Raw genomic sequence first — 15,575 nt, 5'->3', positions numbered from 1 at the left:
TATTAGTGAAAACTTGGAATGGTTCCGATGATGATGAAATTATTAGGATGTCTAGTCATTTTTGCAAGTTTAGTCAATGTTACACCAGGGATGGCAATTCATTCCCCCCGACAAGTTGCTCAAGCGTCTAGCACTTCTTCGATTCAAGGTTATTGTTTTTCGGTCGCTAATGATAATCTGGATGCTACCGCGAGGATTTATATTCAGGGAAATCAAGTCACGGGTCGGGTAGAAGCTACAATTCATAATGAACAAGCAGCTTATTATAGTTCCTATACTCAAACCTTACAAGGAACAAAAAAGGGGAATCAGTTAAACTTAAATATCACGACAAAAATTGAGTTAGACACCCAAAAAACTCAAGCAATCTGGACATTAACCGCAGATTCTTTGAATACGGGACGAGAAGTTTATCAAAGACAACCTTGTTTATTGTCTCAAATCCGGTTTGCACCAGGGACTAATAGCGCCACCGTTAATCAATCGGTTGTGCGAGGGAGTCGAAATATTTATCTCTTAAGAGCAAATCAAGGACAGAGAATGGATCTGAAAATTACATCATTAGAAAATAATGCCGTATTTGATGTGATTGCACCGAATGGGGAAATATTGACAACAGAAGCTACCCAATCTAGTCTAAAATTACCTGCTACTGGAAATTATGAAATAATTGTAGGAGGAACTCGCGGCAATGCCACCTATAAATTAAATGTTAAAATTCAATAAATAGTAGCAATGTCCACCCGAAGATACTTTCATTTGTGGAACTTTAGCCAAAAGATTGTCAACCACAACGGTAGCAGCATCAATCTTGAATCAGTAAACAGTTATCAGTTATTCAGTTATCAGTTTACTGTTTACCGATCACTGAAAAAGCTTGCCAACCCCGATGAATAACCCCCCCGATAGTCCATTCAATTACACAGAGGCTTTTATTGCCCTAGGCACGAGTAATTTTGATCGCTCAGTGCAGTTTTATCGTCAATTGTTGCAACAGGAACCAAACCCCTACCTTGCCGACGTTTATGCGGAATTTAGGCTGATCAACCTTAAATTAGGTCTTTTTTGCCCTAAAGAGTCCCACAGAGACGAATTTGGCGATTCTAGGGGCAGTGGCATGAGCATTTGTTTCGAGGTGGAGAGTCTCGAAAAAGCCCTTGAGCATTGGAGCGAAATCGGCTATGGTGCTAGGGGAGAAATTAGCCAAACTTCCCACGGTCCGGAAATCTACATCTATGATCCCGATGGTAATCGTTTAATTTTCCATCAATCCACCGCTAAAACCAATCCTTTCAGGTAGGAACCTTCCGAGTGATAAATACTGGTGGGATGGTCGGCTGGTTGGCTTAAACGTGCTAAAATTCGCACTGGGCGAGCCGATTCAATGGCGGCAGCCATGACAGCCCCCTGAAAATGTTCTTCGTTAACCACTTGGGAACAGGAAAAAGTGAAAATAATACCTTGGGGGCGAATTTTCTGGAAAGCTTGCTGATTTAATCTTTTATAAGCCATAACCGCCTGATGACGGGATTGGATACTTTTGGCAAAAGCGGGGGGATCGAGGACAATCAGATCGTAATCCTCCTGACAGTCGCGCAGGAAGTTAAAAACATCGGCGCTGTAGGATTGATGGGGAACTTGACTGAGATTATTCAGGGCGATATTTTTTTCGGTAAGATCGATCGCACCGTGGGAACTATCAACGGAATCGACTAGGGCAGCCCCCGCTTGCATAGCATAGACGGAAAAGCCACCAGAATAAGAAAAAGTGTTTAAAACCCGTTTATTATGGGAATATTGAGATAATAAGGCTCTATTTTCCCTTTGATCGAGGAAAAATCCCGTTTTTTGTCCTTTTTCCCAATCAATAATAAAGCGATGGCCGGATTCTAACACCTCATCGCTGGTTTTTTGACCAAATAAGTATTTATTTTCGGAAATATGGGCGCTTTTCGCCAAAACTGCGGCACTTTTATCGTAAACTGCCCGTAAATTGTCAGCGTAGATAGTTTTCAGACAATCGACAATCAGATCGAGACGTTGGTATAAAGCTAGGGAATAAGCTTGAATAACCGCCGTGCCATTGTACCAATCGACGATTAAACTGGGTAAACCGTCTCCTTCAGCGTTAATTAAACGATAACAGTTAGTTTTCGGGTTATCCACTAAACCGATTTGTTGCCGCAGCTGATAGGCATTCTGGAATTTTTCGAGAAATAATTGAGCAATATCGCTGACTTTTGGGAAAGAAAGAATTTTAACGGCAATATTGCTAGGATTATACAGTCCAGTGGCTAGATATTCGCCTCGATCGCTATAAACCTCCACGATAGCACCCTCTTTGACTTCCCCCTCCATCTCTTTAATCGCCCCGGAAAATATCCAAGGATGGAATCGTTTAACAGCATCAATTTTATGGTTTCTCAGGATAATTTTCGGTAAATCTGGCATGGATAAAGAATCAGGGTTGATAGCTGACGGCTACTGGAAACTCTATTATCCCCTGCTGGCAGCACAAAACCATAGTTTCTTATCCCTCGATCGAGTGGCATCAAAGCAAGTCCCCACAATCGAGGGATAATCATACATGAGTAGAAAACGGGTTTCTCGGAGAAACCCGTTTTCTGTGCGTTACTCAACGGATTTAGTATCATAGGGAATTCTCGCCTATAATAAGTTAAATTTTAGCGATAGTCCCTCGACAAATGCCAAGGAAAAGTGATGCTGCCAGTGGTTTAAGTTTATGGTTTCAGCGTTTGGGCGCTGCCGGTTTGTTAGCGGGACAAACTTTTTTACATATTCTTAATGGCAAAATCCACCGGCGTAATACTCTCGAACAAATGAGCATTGTTGGACCAGAATCCTTGACAATTGCCCTAATTACTGCTGCTTTTGTGGGTATGGTTTTCACTATTCAGGTAGCCAGAGAATTTATTTTTTTTGGGGCGGGTAGTTTTGTTGGGGGAGTCCTTTCCTTGGCTTTAACCAGGGAATTAGCCCCGGTTTTAACCGCAGTGGTGGTGGCGGGAAGAGTTGGCTCGGCTTTTGCCGCCGAAATTGGTACAATGCGAGTAACAGAACAAATTGACGCTTTATATATTTTAAAAACCGATCCGATCGATTATTTGGTCATTCCCCGGGTGATTGCCTGTAGTTTAATGTTACCCCTGCTCACTATTATCTCTTTAGTCACGGGATTACTGGGTGGTTTATTGATTTCTGATAGTCTTTACGGTGTTTCCTATTCCCTATTCTTACAATCAGCCCAAAATTTTCTACAAACATGGGATTTAATTAGTTCTATGTTAAAGTCCCTAATTTTTGGGATTTTAATTGCCATTATCGGTTGCAGTTGGGGTTTAACCACCACCGGCGGTGCTAAAGGAGTTGGTCAATCCACTACCACGGCTGTGGTAACTTCTTTATTGGCGATTTTTGTGGCTAATTTTTTCCTCTCTTGGCTGATGTTTCAAGGGACTGGTAATGTGGAAATCGGCTAAGACAGTTATCAGTAATCAGTTATCAGTTATCAGTGCCAAGAAAACGGCAATTTTCTACTTAATAACGCTCACTAAAAACTCAAATCAATTTGGTCGAAATATCTATATTACATTTTGGGCGCACGCGATGCGCCCCTACCATTGGCGCAATAATATTATTGTAGGGGCGAATTGCATTCGCCCTCTTTTAATCACTTTTACTGCTCACCAATATGTGAGAAAAAGTCACAGATAGGAGATGCACCCAATCCGATTACCATAAACAGTAATCAGTGCCAAGAAAACGGCAATTTTCTACTTAATACCGCTCAGTAAAAACTCAAATCAATTTGGTCGAAATATCTATATTACATTTTGGGCGCACGCGATGCGCCCCTACCATTGGCGCAATAATATTATTGTAGGGGCGAATTGCATTCGCCCTCTTTTAATAACTTTTACTGCTCACCTATATGTGAGAGAAAGTCAGAGAAAGGATTGAGAGTAAGACAAGTTTTAATTAATTCCTCCACTCCCAGGACTGGATAAATAGGGACTCTTAACTGATTAATAACAGTTTCTAGGGTGATATCATCTAAAAATACCGCTTCCCCATGCTTAAGCATGAGAGAAGGTAATAAAACCCCATCCCCAAGATTTTTACCTTGTAATCCTTTGAGAATATCTTGCCCGGTTAATAAACCCGTAACCGTGATTTCCTGCCCCCAATAATCACTATTTAAAGCCACTAATTCCACGGTTAAACCCTGCACCTTATTTAACTGTTTAACTAGGGGTTGAAAAGCTTGTTCTACCGCATTGCCCACTACCCATACCAACCGTCTAGAGGGACTAATTTGAGCAGGCAATAACTTCTTGGCTGTCTTCTGAAAATCCCTAATAAATTGACGAATAGAGCCAACTCCGTTACCGATTTGGGGATAGTCTTCGTAGTGAGATTGAGGGGGTAAATCGACTCGGGCAATTAAAAACCATTCATCGGCTAACCACAGCACATTACTGCCAAATTCTTGACGAAATTTTTTCTGTAAAGTTTGGACTTGTTCAATAACTTCTCGCGCTTTTTCTTGACTAACGGGAATTAATTCATCTTCTTGGGGACGAAAGCGGGTTAATCCCACGGGAACTACGGCAATCGACTCCACACAGGGAATATCTCCCCGATGAAAAGAAACCAGATCTAACAGGGTTCTTTCGAGATGAATTCCATCATTAATATTGGGACAAACTACCACTTGTGCATGAATTTGTAATTGTCTCGCTTGTAGCCACTTTAAATGGTCTAAAATTTGACCAGCGCGGTGATTTTTTAAGAGACGAATTCTCAGATCGGGTTCCGTGGCATGAACGGACACAAAAAGCGGTGATATCCGCATCTTTTCGATCCGCTGCCATTCTTTTGAGGTGAGATTAGTTAAGGTTAAATAACTGCCATAGAGAAAACTTAAGCGATAGTCATCATCTTTATAGTATAAAGTTTCTCTTTTGCCCTCTGGTTGTTGATCGATAAAGCAAAAAGGACATTTGTTATTACACTGAATTAAGCCATCAAAAAGGGCAGTTTCAAACTCTAAACCTAAGTCTTCATGATAATCTTTTTCGATTTTTACTTGGTGAGTTTTGCCCTGACTATCAAGCACTTCTAGGGTTAAAAATTCATCGGCACATAAAAATTGATAATCGATTAAGTCCCGGGGACGATTACCATTAATAGAGACGAGCGAATCCCCGATTTCAAAACCTACCTCGGCGGCGATCGAATCTGGGATGACACCACTAATTTTAGCTGGACGAATAGTTAATTCACTCATATTTTTAGGTCGCCATCCAATTATTTAACTGCATTTCCCAGAGAGTCTTTGGCTGCGTTTTAATATTTGTCAAGTTAATTCTACAGCATTTTAGGGCGATCGCTGTTAGGGATTGGGGAAAAAACCAAAAAGTTTAGCAGCCCCTCCTAAAATGGCCACAATCAGAGCGATGAGAATCCCCCGATTGGTAAATTCCTGATAGGCAACTCTTGCAGTTAACCCTTTAATTTCTGTGGTTAGTCGCTCATCCAAGGCTTTAATCTCCCCTTTGAGTTCGACTTGTCCTATTTCCACTTTCGTCAACCGTTCTTCTATCTTATCAAATCTCTCATCTACCTGATCAAATCTCTCATCGATCCGTTTTTCCAGAGAATCGATTTTCCCCTCAATCCTTGTCAGAACTGCTTCTAGGGAATAAGTGACGGTTTCGTTAGCCATTTTCTGTCTCCTTTAGCTCTTCTGGATTCACCATCGTGATCTCAATATCAGTATCGCTGATTTTTGCCTGCAAGTTTCAATCTCTAATAGGGGTTAAGATTAATGGGAACGCTGTAGGGTTGATTCATGAATCAACCCTACAAAGTATTAATCTCTAATAGGGGTTAAGATTAATTGGAACTTTTGGGGTTCTGGGACTGCGGAGAGGCAAAAGGAAGAATGAATAATCAGTTTTTAATAATCAGATTTAGTATAATGGCAAAAAACCCATCTTTGTTCAAGATGGGGTAAGGCAAAAATCAAATCAATCTAAACAGTAACAGGTTCTCGATCGAGGGGTTTAACGCGCTCGAGCAGTGCTTGCAATTGTTCCCCTTCAATCACCTCTTTACTGAGGATTTCTTGGGCAATTTCTTCGAGCAAATCGCGATTTTGAGCCAGGATATCCAGGGCCTGCTGATGACCATTTTCGACAATCTCTTTCACTTCATTATCGATCGCTTTGGCCGTATCATCGCTCACCAAACGCCGGGGATTCATCATACCATCTCCCAGAAAACTATTCTGTTGACCTTTTTCGTAGGCTAGGGGACCCAAGGTCTTACTCATACCATAGGTTGTCACCATGCGTTCGGCCAAGTCTGTCGCCCGCTGCAGGTCATTAGCGGCCCCAGTAGTAATACTACCGAAGATAATTTCTTCGGCAGCCCGACCGCCTAAAAGAGTAGCAATTTGGTCGCGTAATTCCGTATCATCCATAAGGAAACGGTCTTCCGTGGGCATTTGCAGGGTATAACCGAGGGCTGCCATGCCGCGAGGCACGATCGAAATCTTAGCAACTTTACCACCCCCCGGCATAACTGCACCGACGAGAGCGTGACCAACTTCGTGATAAGCGACGATTTTCTTCTCTTTTTCCGAGAGAACCCGGCTTTTCTTCTCTAAACCGGCCACTACCCGCTCGATTGCCTCATTAAAGTCCTCTTGGGCGACGGTGCTGCGTTGATTGCGGGCTGCCAATAAAGCGGCCTCATTGACTAGATTAGCTAAGTCAGCACCAGCAAAACCGGGGGTACGGGTAGCAATCTGTTTTAAATCTGCATCCGAGCCTAATTTTACCTTACCTGCGTAGATTTCGAGGATTTTTAAGCGTCCAGCCAGATCGGGGCGATCAACTAACACTTGGCGATCAAAACGGCCGGGGCGTAAAAGGGCGGGATCAAGAGTTTCGGGGCGATTAGTGGCGGCCAGCACGATCACCGTCGCATCACCAGCGTTAAAACCGTCCATTTCCGTCAATAATTGGTTTAAAGTCTGTTCCCGTTCATCGTTACCCCCCATAAAATTACCGTTAGCGCGAGATTTACCGATCGCGTCTAATTCATCGATAAAAATAATACAGGGGGCTTTTTTCTTGGCCTGTTCAAACAGATCTCGCACTCGGGCCGCACCCGCACCGACAAAGAGTTCCACGAATTCCGAACCCGAGATACTAAAAAAAGAAACTCCCGCTTCTCCCGCTACTGCTTTTGCCAGCAGGGTTTTTCCTGTCCCCGGCGGACCAACTAGGAGGACACCCTTGGGAATCCGCGCCCCGATTTGAATGTAACGTTGGGGATATTTGAGAAATTCGACGATTTCGGCTAATTCGGTTTTCGCTTCTTCCACACCGGCCACATCTTCAAAAGTGGTTTTGGTGGTGTCTCCTTCCACATAGACTTTAGCGCGACTTTTGGTAATCGATAAAGCCCCAGCTGGACCACCGCCACCGCTGCGAGCGAGGAAAAATTGCCAAATACCGACAAAAATCAGGGGAGGAATCACCCAACTAAGGACACTACCAATCCAGCCATTTTTTGGCGGTGGTGCGGCGGCGAACTCTACGCCCTTGGCTTCCAGACGTTTGGGCAATTCTAGGTCAAAAATCGGTGTAGTGCTGAAAATTCGTCCGTAGTTGCCCTCTTGGTCGTTTTTAAGCTGATAACGAATCTCATTCTGTCCCACGGATACCCTAGCGACGTTGCCATCTTCCACTTGGTCGATAAAAAGACTATAGGGAACTTTGGGGACGCTAGGGCCAAATAATTGCGGAAAAAGGAGGTTAACAATCAGAAATAAGCCGCCCACGGCTAATAAAACATTACCGATCAGGCGGGATTGTGAAGGAGGTTTGCTTTTTATACTCATTGCTGGGCCTGATTCATTAAAATTATTCTCTATCCTCTCCTCATTGTAGGCTGTTGACTGCTCAAGTTCAGATTAAATCAGGCAGGGGGATTACCGTCGTCTTCGGGCGGTTTTTGCTCTAGTAAAGCCTCTAGACGGGTTTGGGCAAGCTCAAAATCCGGCGCAATCCCTAAAGCTTTTTGATAACAGGCGATCGCTGCTTGGGTTTCGCCTAAATTTTCTAGGGTACTGCCGCGATTGTACCAAGCTTGATAAAAATTATCGTCCGCTTCTAGCACCTGTTGCCAAGATTCTAAAGCTTCTTGCCAACGTTGCAGTCCGTATAGGGCGCTGCCTCTAGCGTTAATGATTTGGTGATCGTTGGGGGTGATTTCTAGGGCGCGATCATAACTACTTAACGCTTCTTCGTAGTTACCAATCATGGCTAAGGCACTACCACGATTATGCCAGGCCGAGGCTAATTGGGGGTCGATCGTCAAGGACTGTTCCCAATCGGCGATCGCATTTGACCAATTGCCTAAATTTGCCTGTTCTAAGCCCTGATGAAACCAATCTTCGGCAGTTTCAGGGTTTTTACCTTCCTGGGCGGAAAATTGAGCGATGAGACTATCAATAATGCTTTCTGCGTCCTTATTTTCGATGCCCAATTGTTCGGCCATTTGGCCCGCTAGGGTAGAATCGTTTTGCAGACGGTCAAATAATTCATCGAGGGTGAGGGTTTCTAATTGGGGATTTTCTGGGTCATTACCGTTAAAATCGCTAGTTTCACCGGAATATAAGAGATTTTCTGGGGGTTGCGGCAGGGAATAACTGCCCGGGGCCTCATCTTCCCCGGCGTATTCCCAGATTAAAGTGGCAGTTTCTTTGCTGTAGAGTTGATAACCGATCTCGTAGGAAGCTTCACCAATACGTTCAATCCCGGGGAAAGCGCGAGCTAATTCTCCCAAACGGATCATTCTGGTGGCGAGAATTTGGTTAAGGGAAGCGGAGGATTGCAGACGGGTGCCAAAGAGCTCTAACCATTCTACCCAATCTTTTTGCCGACCTCGATCGCCCAATTTCTCAAAAAATCTCAGAATTCTGCCTTCGTGCCAACCGTGGGCCACCCCATCGAGTAACTCCATATAGAGAAACTCGTAGTCTGTATCGGTTAGGGGAACAGATTCGATCGCTTGTACTTTCCCCTTTCCCCCTTGTCCCCCCAAAAGTCGGGTAAAAAAGTTTTCGATCGCACGCCAAAGTTTTCTTAAAAGTCCCTGCATTCTAATCTCGACACTGGTTTTATTAATCTTGCAAGCATCACCCAATTAGTCTAGCAGTTATCAGTTATCGGGGATTGACTCTCCCCCGCTAACCGCTCGCGCGGTGTAGCGGGGGATTCTCGGTTCTTAGGCTTTTAACTAGATCGACCGAGTTTAACCCAGTCGATCCCCGTCAAATCGCCTCCGCGAGCGTTTTCTAACACGGTCAGTCCGACCGCGTTTTTTCCTCGGTTCTCAATTACCTTCGCTGATGCCGTATCTCTCGGTTCAATGTGGCCGCAAGAATCACACCGGTGAACTCTTTCCGATAACGCTTTTTTACCAGTAATTGCGCCACAATTCGGACACTCTTGCGAGGTTCCGTTTTTATCAACCTTAAGATAATATTTTCCCCGTTTCCAAGCGACAAACGGTAATATCTCGTTAATAAAACTACCGATACCTGAATCCAGAGATTGTTTTCTAACGATCCCTCTAGACCAGGAAACGAAGTTAATATCTTCAACAAAGATATTATCAGCGAGATCGCAAAGGTAATGAGCTAACTTAAAATGCCAATCTCTACGAGTATTAGACACTTTTTCGTGTAATCTCGCTATCTTATCTTGGAGTTTTAACCAATTGTTCGAGCCTTTGACTTGATGTTTCAAGCGTCTTTGTAGCAATTTAAGCTTACTCTGTACTTTCAACAAAAATCGAGGGGCTTTGATTAAATCTCCCCGTGAAGTAGCGACAAAACTCTCAATTCCCGCGTCAATTCCTAAACAGGTCTTCCCTACTGTCATATCGGGAACTAATTCCGTAGATTGGAAAGAAACCAAAACGTAAAATCCCGACGCTTTTTGGATAATTCGAGCTTGTTTAGGCTCAAACCCAGACGGGTACTTTCTGGATTTCCTAATCCGAATTTTTCCCAATTGTGGAAAATTTAAGTATTCGTCACCTAAGAAGTTTTTTGACAGCGTGGGAAAAATAAAACTTCGCATCTTTTTCTTGAATCTAGGAAAGCCGAAGCCTTTCGATTTTATATGGTCAAAAGCTTTATCTACAGTTTTTAAGACTTGCTGTAAGACTTGAGCGTTAACCGTCTTTAATATCGGATAGATTTTTTTAGCTTCCGTTAGATTTTTAGCTTGAACGAAGTAATTTGGATAGGGGTCATCCGCAGGAATTATGTACTCGGAAACTAACGAACAACGATCCGCAAGACACTTTCGAGAGTGTAACCAATCTTTCCGTTCCGAGAGCGCGTAATTATAAACGCTCTTACAAACATCAAGAATGTGGACAATCTCTCGTTCTTGTTTCTTGTTTACCTTTAGTTTGTACTGATAGGTAAGCGTTATCACTGTCGTTAGCTTCGTGATGTGATGTATAGTTAAATTGTAACACTTACCGCCCAATATTTCAACTGATTACAATCATGGACCAAACTAATCGCTAACCTTAAAACAGTTAGTAGTCGCTTAATTAGACAAGAATTTCCAGATTTGGCGGCAAAGTATTTCGACAACAAACCCTATTTTTGGGCGGGAGCTTATTTCGTGGCTAGTTGTGGCGACGTTACTGTCGAACAACTAAAAAAATACGTCGAGAACCAAAACTCCCCAAAAGTGGAAAGGCTACTGCGTTAGTTTCATTCTGGTCGCGATTCATCTCCCGTTAACCGCTACGCAGTTTAACGGGAGTCCTCTCGCGACCTTGAGATAGGGGTGAGGGGTGGGGCAGATTTTTCAGGGATCAGTAAACAGTAATCAGTGAAAATACTCCTCACTTAATACCGCTTACCGATCACCGATAACTTAATTATTGGCCATTACCCAATTAACTAGAGTGCGGACGGGAAAACCAGTGGCCCCGGAATTATTAACGCCATTTTCTTTGTCGGACCAGACGGGTCCTGCGATATCTAGGTGGAGCCAGGGAGTATTATTAATGAATTGCTTCAAAAATAAAGCGGCTGTAATGGAACCGCCGGGGCGCGGGCCAGTGTTTTTCATATCGGCAATTGGAGACTTCAGACCCTCGAAATATTTTTCTTCTAGAGGCATTGGCCAGAATTTTTCGCCGGCTAATTTAGCGGCCTCTTGGAGTTGAGCAGCGAGACTCTCATCGCTACTCCATAAACCGGCGATATCGTCCCCCAAAGCGACGACACAGGCCCCAGTTAAAGTGGCTAGATCCACGATCGCATCCACCTCTAATTTTTCCGCAAAAACCAAGCCATCGGCCAGGGTTAATCGTCCCTCGGCATCGGTGTTATTGACTTCAATAGTTTTGCCGTTAGAAGCGGTTAAAATGTCACCGGGGTGCATAGCGCGACCACTAATCATATTTTCCGTAGCCGGACAGATAAAGTGTACTTCCACTTCTGGCCGTAATTGGGCGATCGCCTTGGCCGCGCCTAGGGTGGCGGCACCACCCCCCATATCCGTTTTCATGGTTTCGATGCCGCTGCCGGCCCCTTTAATATTCAAACCGCCGGAATCAAAGGTTAGACTTTTACCGACGATTGCTAGTTTACGTTTCGGGGTTCCTTGGGGTTTATAGATTAAATGAATGAATTTCGGGGGAATATCCGAGGCTTTGGCTACTCCTAGGAAGGATCCCATACCCAGGCTTTCGCATTCTTCCTGTTCCAGAATATTAAGACTTAATCCGTATTCGGTGGCAATTTGCTCGGCGGTTTCTGCCATGGTTAGGGGGGTGACGGTGTTCGCGGGAGCATTGACTAATTCTCTGGCCAGAATCACCCCGGAACAGATTTGCTCGGCCTTGGCGATCGCAGATGCTTGCTCTCCTAAACCCAATAACTCGACGGTTGCTAATTTGGCTCCTTTTTCCTCCTTAGTGGACTTGAAGCGGGTATCCTGATGATTGGCCAGCAGCAGCCCTTCCGTGATTGCTCCGGCAGTGGCGGACTGATCCCCAACTACCGGTAAACTGATGGCCAGAGCTTGGCTTTTTTGTTGTTTGGCCAGACGAGCGATGGCGGCGGCCGCTAGACGCAGGGTTTGCAGGTCGAAATCGGCAGTTTTTCCCAATCCCACCAGGATTAATTTGCGAATCGGACCCCCACCACCTAGACGAGTCGCCGCACTGCTGCCTGATTTTCCCTCGAATTCCGTCTCGGAGATGAGTTCCCCTAGGGTTCCCCCCAGTTTATCGTTCAATTCTGCCAATTCTCCTGCAATCTCTATGGCTCCTTCTGGTAAACCTAGGGCTAAAGTATCTCCTGTCCAAGTAAGGAGCGAGGTGTCAGTCGATCGAATATCCATTCTTTATCTCGATAATTCTTTGCAAAATGCTTATATTAATCACTATACTGTAAGCTCTATCAGTGGCTGTCTTATTCTTTGTGTGATAAGTTTAACTTATATAGTAGTGATCGATCTCTGTGTCCTTTGTGTCTGGAGTGGTTCGTTCCACTCACTCGCCCATAAGACTGTATCTTAACTTCAGTTCGGGATAAGGGAATTTTGCCATAGCTTCCACGAAAGAATACGAGTTTCAGGCTACGGTAGCATCAGGGTTTTAGCTTATCCCGAACTGAGGTTACCTACTTAGGGTTTGCGGCAAAAAGTTTTTCGTGGGGGCAGGGTGTGGGGTGTAGGGTGTAGGGTTTAGGGTTTTAGCGATTTTCAGGGGGTCAATTACCTAATTTTCAGGGAAAAAGTGCCTAAACTTCCCCCCGCTCACCCCAATGTCTGGCACTTTTTGATGGGAAAAAAGTCTAAAATTCTTATCCAACAAGGTTTTTAGATTTATTCAGCAAGCCCTACTTAACTGGTAACTGGTAACTGGTAACTGATAACTGATAACTGATAACTGGTAACTGATAACTGATAACTGGTAACTGATAACTGGTAACTGGTAACTGGTAACTGAATCAATGCGTTATCGACGATTTGGCCGTACTAATTGGCAATTTTCGCTGTTTTCTCTGGGGACAATGCGCTGTTTGTCCTCAGAGTCGGTATTTGCCGCAACACTCGATCGCGCCCTAGAATTGGGGATTAATCACCTAGAAACGGCCAGAGGTTACGGTAATAGCGAAGTTTTTCTCGGTCGCTACCTGCAGCGTCAAGGGGTGCGGGAGCGGGTTTATCTGACCACGAAATTGGTCCCCACTCCCGATCGCCAAACTATGGAAAAAGCGATCGCCGAATCCCTAGAACGATTACAATTAAATCACCTCGATTGTCTAGCAATTCACGGTATTAACACCCGCGAGCATTTAAACTGGATTAAAGACCCGCAAGGCTGCATGAAAGCCGTTTTTATGGCCCAAGAAGCTGGAAAAATCGGTCATATTGGCTTTTCTACCCATGCACCCCTAGAAATTATTCTCGAGACGATCAATACAGATTTCTTCGCTTTTGTCAATATCCATTACTATTTTTTTTGGCAAAGACAGCAACCAGCGATCGCTTTAGCCCAAGCCAAGGACATGGGTGTGTTTATTATCTCCCCTGCTGATAAGGGAGGTAGTCTCCACAGACCTCCCAAGAAGCTAGAGGAGTTATGCGCCCCTTTTTCACCCCTAGAGCTAAATTATCGCTTTTTATTGAGCGATCCGCGCATTACTACCCTCAGCGTCGGGGCAGCGATACCAGAGGAATTAGAGGCAATTATTAACGTATGCGAAGAAGATCAGCCCCTAGATGCGGCAGAAATTGCCGTTTTTAAGCGTTTAGAGGCACATTTAACCGATAAATTGGCTACAGATTTATGTAGCCAATGTTATCAATGTTTACCCTGTCCTGAAAATATTAACATCCCTGAAGTGTTGAGACTGCGGAATCTGGCAGTAGCTTACGAAATGACCGATTTTGGCCAGTATCGCTATCGAATGCTGGAAAATGCCGGTCATTGGTTCCCCGGACGCAAAGCGAATAATTGTACTGAATGTGGTGATTGTTTACCTCGCTGCCCGGAAACATTGCCAATTCCCAGTCTGTTATTTGATACACACGAACTACTTAAAGGACCAGCGCAACGGAGATTGTGGTCATCTTAGGACGAAACCTAGAAAAATTTTTTTTGGGGATCGTCAAAGTGTAAAAACTATCTTAAGATTAACAGGTAAGAGAATTAACTTTCTTGAATTTAAAGAGACAAAAAACAAGAAATAGATTAAGGAGTAAAGGATATGGCACTCGTCCCCATGCGGTTATTGTTGGATCACGCGGCTGAGAACGGATATGGCATCCCCGCTTTTAACGTAAATAATATGGAGCAGATCCAAGCGATCATGCAAGCGGCGGCAGCCACCGATAGCCCCGTTATCCTGCAAGCTTCTCGCGGTGCGCGCAAATATGCAGGGGAAAACTTCCTGCGTCACTTGATCACCGCCGCGGTGGAAACCTATCCTCATATCCCCATCGTGATGCACCAAGATCACGGTAATGAACCCGCCACCTGCTACTCGGCGATCCGTAACGGTTTCACCAGCGTCATGATGGATGGTTCCTTAGAAGCGGATGCTAAAACTCCCGCCACCTACGAGTACAACGTTAACGTTACTGCTGAAGTAGTAAAAGTTGCTCACTCGATCGGTGCTAGTGTGGAAGGGGAACTCGGTTGTTTAGGTTCCTTAGAAACCGGTAAAGGAGAAGCGGAAGATGGCCACGGTTTTGAGGGAGAATTAGATCACTCGATGCTGTTAACCGATCCCGATGAAGCGGTGGATTTCGTCGAAAGAACCCAAGTAGATGCTTTAGCAGTAGCCATTGGTACTAGCCACGGCGCTTACAAATTTACCCGCAAACCCACCGGCGAAATTCTCGCTATTAGCCGTATTGAAGAAATTCATAACCGCTTACCCAATACTCACTTGGTCATGCACGGTTCTTCCTCGGTTCCCGAAGATCTCCTCGAATTAATCAACCAATTCGGTGGCGCTATCCCTGAAACCTACGGTGTTCCCGTGGAAGAAATCCAAAAAGGCATCAAGAGTGGTGTGCGTAAAATCAATATCGACACCGACTGCCGTTTAGCAATTACCGCCGCAGTTCGTGAAGCACTATTCAGCAACCCGAAAGAGTTTGATCCCCGTTCCTTCCTGAAACCCTCGATCACCTATATGCAGAAAGTTTGTGCTGATCGCTATCAACAATTTGGTACCGCCGGTAACGCCAGCAAAATCAAACAAATGTCCCTCGATGACTACGCAGCCAAATATGCTAAAGGGCAATTAACCCAAGTCAGCAAAAAAGTTGTGGCTGTCTAGTGGCTGAACAATTAAGCGATCGCTTAATGGCACCGATCTAGTAGAATTTTTTGGGGTAGTTAACCATAACTACCCTCTTTTTTATCAGGAACGATCGATCTTTGTGTCCTTTGTGTCTCTGTGGTTCGCTCTACGCGCTCGGCCA

The 15,575-nt window shown here is 44.5% G+C and carries 13 protein-coding genes and 1 pseudogene; 7 read left to right on the top strand and 7 right to left on the bottom strand.

What is annotated here, in order from left to right:
- The first annotated feature begins 18 nt into the window (after window positions 1-18).
- Both ACQY1X_RS18560 and ACQY1X_RS18555 read left to right on the top strand, forming a co-directional pair.
- On the top strand, window positions 19-726 hold the full coding sequence (locus ACQY1X_RS18560) for a hypothetical protein (protein WP_193977310.1): 708 nt from the start codon (window positions 19-21) through the stop codon (window positions 724-726).
- A 163-nt stretch (window positions 727-889) separates the two neighbouring features.
- Complete coding sequence (locus ACQY1X_RS18555; RefSeq protein WP_430013314.1) at window positions 890-1,300, top strand: VOC family protein; 411 nt, start codon at window positions 890-892, stop codon at window positions 1,298-1,300.
- Here the strand turns inward: ACQY1X_RS18555 and ACQY1X_RS18550 are convergent.
- Window positions 1,267-2,451 (bottom strand): class I SAM-dependent rRNA methyltransferase, encoded by a 1,185-nt coding sequence (locus ACQY1X_RS18550; RefSeq protein ID WP_430013313.1) that lies wholly within the window; start codon window positions 2,449-2,451, stop codon window positions 1,267-1,269. The two genes, ACQY1X_RS18555 and ACQY1X_RS18550, sit on opposite strands and share 34 nt — an antisense overlap.
- Between ACQY1X_RS18550 and ACQY1X_RS18545 the strand changes: the two genes are divergently transcribed.
- Both ACQY1X_RS18545 and ACQY1X_RS18540 read left to right on the top strand, forming a co-directional pair.
- Window positions 2,450-2,581: a hypothetical protein gene (locus tag ACQY1X_RS18545; protein ID WP_430014993.1), complete on the top strand. Its 132-nt coding sequence runs from the start codon at window positions 2,450-2,452 to the stop codon at window positions 2,579-2,581. The two genes, ACQY1X_RS18550 and ACQY1X_RS18545, sit on opposite strands and share 2 nt — an antisense overlap.
- A 124-nt stretch (window positions 2,582-2,705) precedes the next feature.
- A complete protein-coding gene (locus tag ACQY1X_RS18540; RefSeq protein ID WP_123230344.1) occupies window positions 2,706-3,500 on the top strand; it encodes an MlaE family lipid ABC transporter permease subunit in 795 nt (264 codons plus the stop codon).
- A gap of 437 nt (window positions 3,501-3,937) precedes the next feature.
- Here the strand turns inward: ACQY1X_RS18540 and ACQY1X_RS18535 are convergent, their stop codons facing one another.
- The 5 genes from ACQY1X_RS18535 to ACQY1X_RS18515 form a co-directional block, all read right to left on the bottom strand.
- Entirely contained in the window at window positions 3,938-5,311 is a 1,374-nt protein-coding gene (locus ACQY1X_RS18535) for a TIGR03279 family radical SAM protein (RefSeq protein WP_002735707.1), read from the bottom strand.
- Between the two features lie 105 nt (window positions 5,312-5,416).
- Window positions 5,417-5,749 (bottom strand): DUF4164 family protein, encoded by a 333-nt coding sequence (locus ACQY1X_RS18530; protein WP_002737391.1) that lies wholly within the window; start codon window positions 5,747-5,749, stop codon window positions 5,417-5,419.
- 309 nt (window positions 5,750-6,058) lie between these two features.
- The gene (ftsH4, locus tag ACQY1X_RS18525; RefSeq protein ID WP_430014992.1) at window positions 6,059-7,936 is read right to left on the bottom strand and encodes an ATP-dependent zinc metalloprotease FtsH4; all 1,878 of its coding nucleotides are present in this window, start codon (window positions 7,934-7,936) and stop codon (window positions 6,059-6,061) included.
- 77 nt (window positions 7,937-8,013) lie between these two features.
- Window positions 8,014-9,198: a tetratricopeptide repeat protein gene (locus ACQY1X_RS18520; RefSeq protein ID WP_430014991.1), complete on the bottom strand. Its 1,185-nt coding sequence runs from the start codon at window positions 9,196-9,198 to the stop codon at window positions 8,014-8,016.
- Between the two features lie 134 nt (window positions 9,199-9,332).
- Entirely contained in the window at window positions 9,333-10,547 is a 1,215-nt protein-coding gene (locus ACQY1X_RS18515; RefSeq protein ID WP_430014990.1) for an RNA-guided endonuclease InsQ/TnpB family protein, read from the bottom strand.
- A gap of 78 nt (window positions 10,548-10,625) precedes the next feature.
- Between ACQY1X_RS18515 and ACQY1X_RS18510 the strand changes: the two are divergent.
- Window positions 10,626-10,832, top strand: a pseudogene (locus ACQY1X_RS18510) (IS200/IS605 family transposase); the annotation flags it as partial.
- Window positions 10,833-11,000: 168 nt separating this feature from the next.
- On the opposite strand, the gene ACQY1X_RS18505 reads toward ACQY1X_RS18510, so the two are convergent.
- On the bottom strand, window positions 11,001-12,476 hold the full coding sequence (locus ACQY1X_RS18505; RefSeq protein WP_430014989.1) for a leucyl aminopeptidase: 1,476 nt from the start codon (window positions 12,474-12,476) through the stop codon (window positions 11,001-11,003).
- A gap of 614 nt (window positions 12,477-13,090) precedes the next feature.
- On the opposite strand from ACQY1X_RS18505, the gene ACQY1X_RS18500 reads away from it, so the two are divergent.
- Both ACQY1X_RS18500 and fba read left to right on the top strand, forming a co-directional pair.
- Complete coding sequence (locus ACQY1X_RS18500) at window positions 13,091-14,218, top strand: aldo/keto reductase (RefSeq protein ID WP_430014988.1); 1,128 nt, start codon at window positions 13,091-13,093, stop codon at window positions 14,216-14,218.
- 132 nt (window positions 14,219-14,350) lie between these two features.
- Window positions 14,351-15,430, top strand: coding sequence for a class II fructose-bisphosphate aldolase (gene fba, locus ACQY1X_RS18495; protein WP_002751568.1), 1,080 nt, complete (start codon window positions 14,351-14,353; stop codon window positions 15,428-15,430).
- Window positions 15,431-15,575 lie beyond the last annotated feature (145 nt).

It is taken from the genome of Microcystis protocystis FBCC-A270 (genome assembly GCF_050500235.1).
Taxonomy (GTDB): Bacteria; Cyanobacteriota; Cyanobacteriia; order Cyanobacteriales; family Microcystaceae; genus Microcystis; species Microcystis ichthyoblabe_A.
This window is presented reverse-complemented; position numbering and strand designations above follow the sequence as displayed.

Bases quoted from the DNA above. Each gene is read 5' to 3' on its own strand.
- ACQY1X_RS18560 (WP_193977310.1), top strand. From the start codon at position 19: ATGGTTCCGATGATGATGAAATTATTAGGATGTCTAGTCATTTTTGCA.
- ACQY1X_RS18555 (WP_430013314.1), top strand. From the start codon at position 890: ATGAATAACCCCCCCGATAGTCCATTCAATTACACAGAGGCTTTTATT.
- ACQY1X_RS18545 (WP_430014993.1), top strand. From the start codon at position 2,450: ATGGATAAAGAATCAGGGTTGATAGCTGACGGCTACTGGAAACTCTAT.
- ACQY1X_RS18550 (WP_430013313.1), bottom strand. From the start codon at position 2,451: ATGCCAGATTTACCGAAAATTATCCTGAGAAACCATAAAATTGATGCT.
- ACQY1X_RS18540 (WP_123230344.1), top strand. From the start codon at position 2,706: ATGCCAAGGAAAAGTGATGCTGCCAGTGGTTTAAGTTTATGGTTTCAG.
- ACQY1X_RS18535 (WP_002735707.1), bottom strand. From the start codon at position 5,311: ATGAGTGAATTAACTATTCGTCCAGCTAAAATTAGTGGTGTCATCCCA.
- ACQY1X_RS18530 (WP_002737391.1), bottom strand. From the start codon at position 5,749: ATGGCTAACGAAACCGTCACTTATTCCCTAGAAGCAGTTCTGACAAGG.
- ftsH4 (WP_430014992.1), bottom strand. From the start codon at position 7,936: ATGAGTATAAAAAGCAAACCTCCTTCACAATCCCGCCTGATCGGTAAT.
- ACQY1X_RS18520 (WP_430014991.1), bottom strand. From the start codon at position 9,198: ATGCAGGGACTTTTAAGAAAACTTTGGCGTGCGATCGAAAACTTTTTT.
- ACQY1X_RS18505 (WP_430014989.1), bottom strand. From the start codon at position 12,476: ATGGATATTCGATCGACTGACACCTCGCTCCTTACTTGGACAGGAGAT.
- ACQY1X_RS18500 (WP_430014988.1), top strand. From the start codon at position 13,091: ATGCGTTATCGACGATTTGGCCGTACTAATTGGCAATTTTCGCTGTTT.
- fba (WP_002751568.1), top strand. From the start codon at position 14,351: ATGGCACTCGTCCCCATGCGGTTATTGTTGGATCACGCGGCTGAGAAC.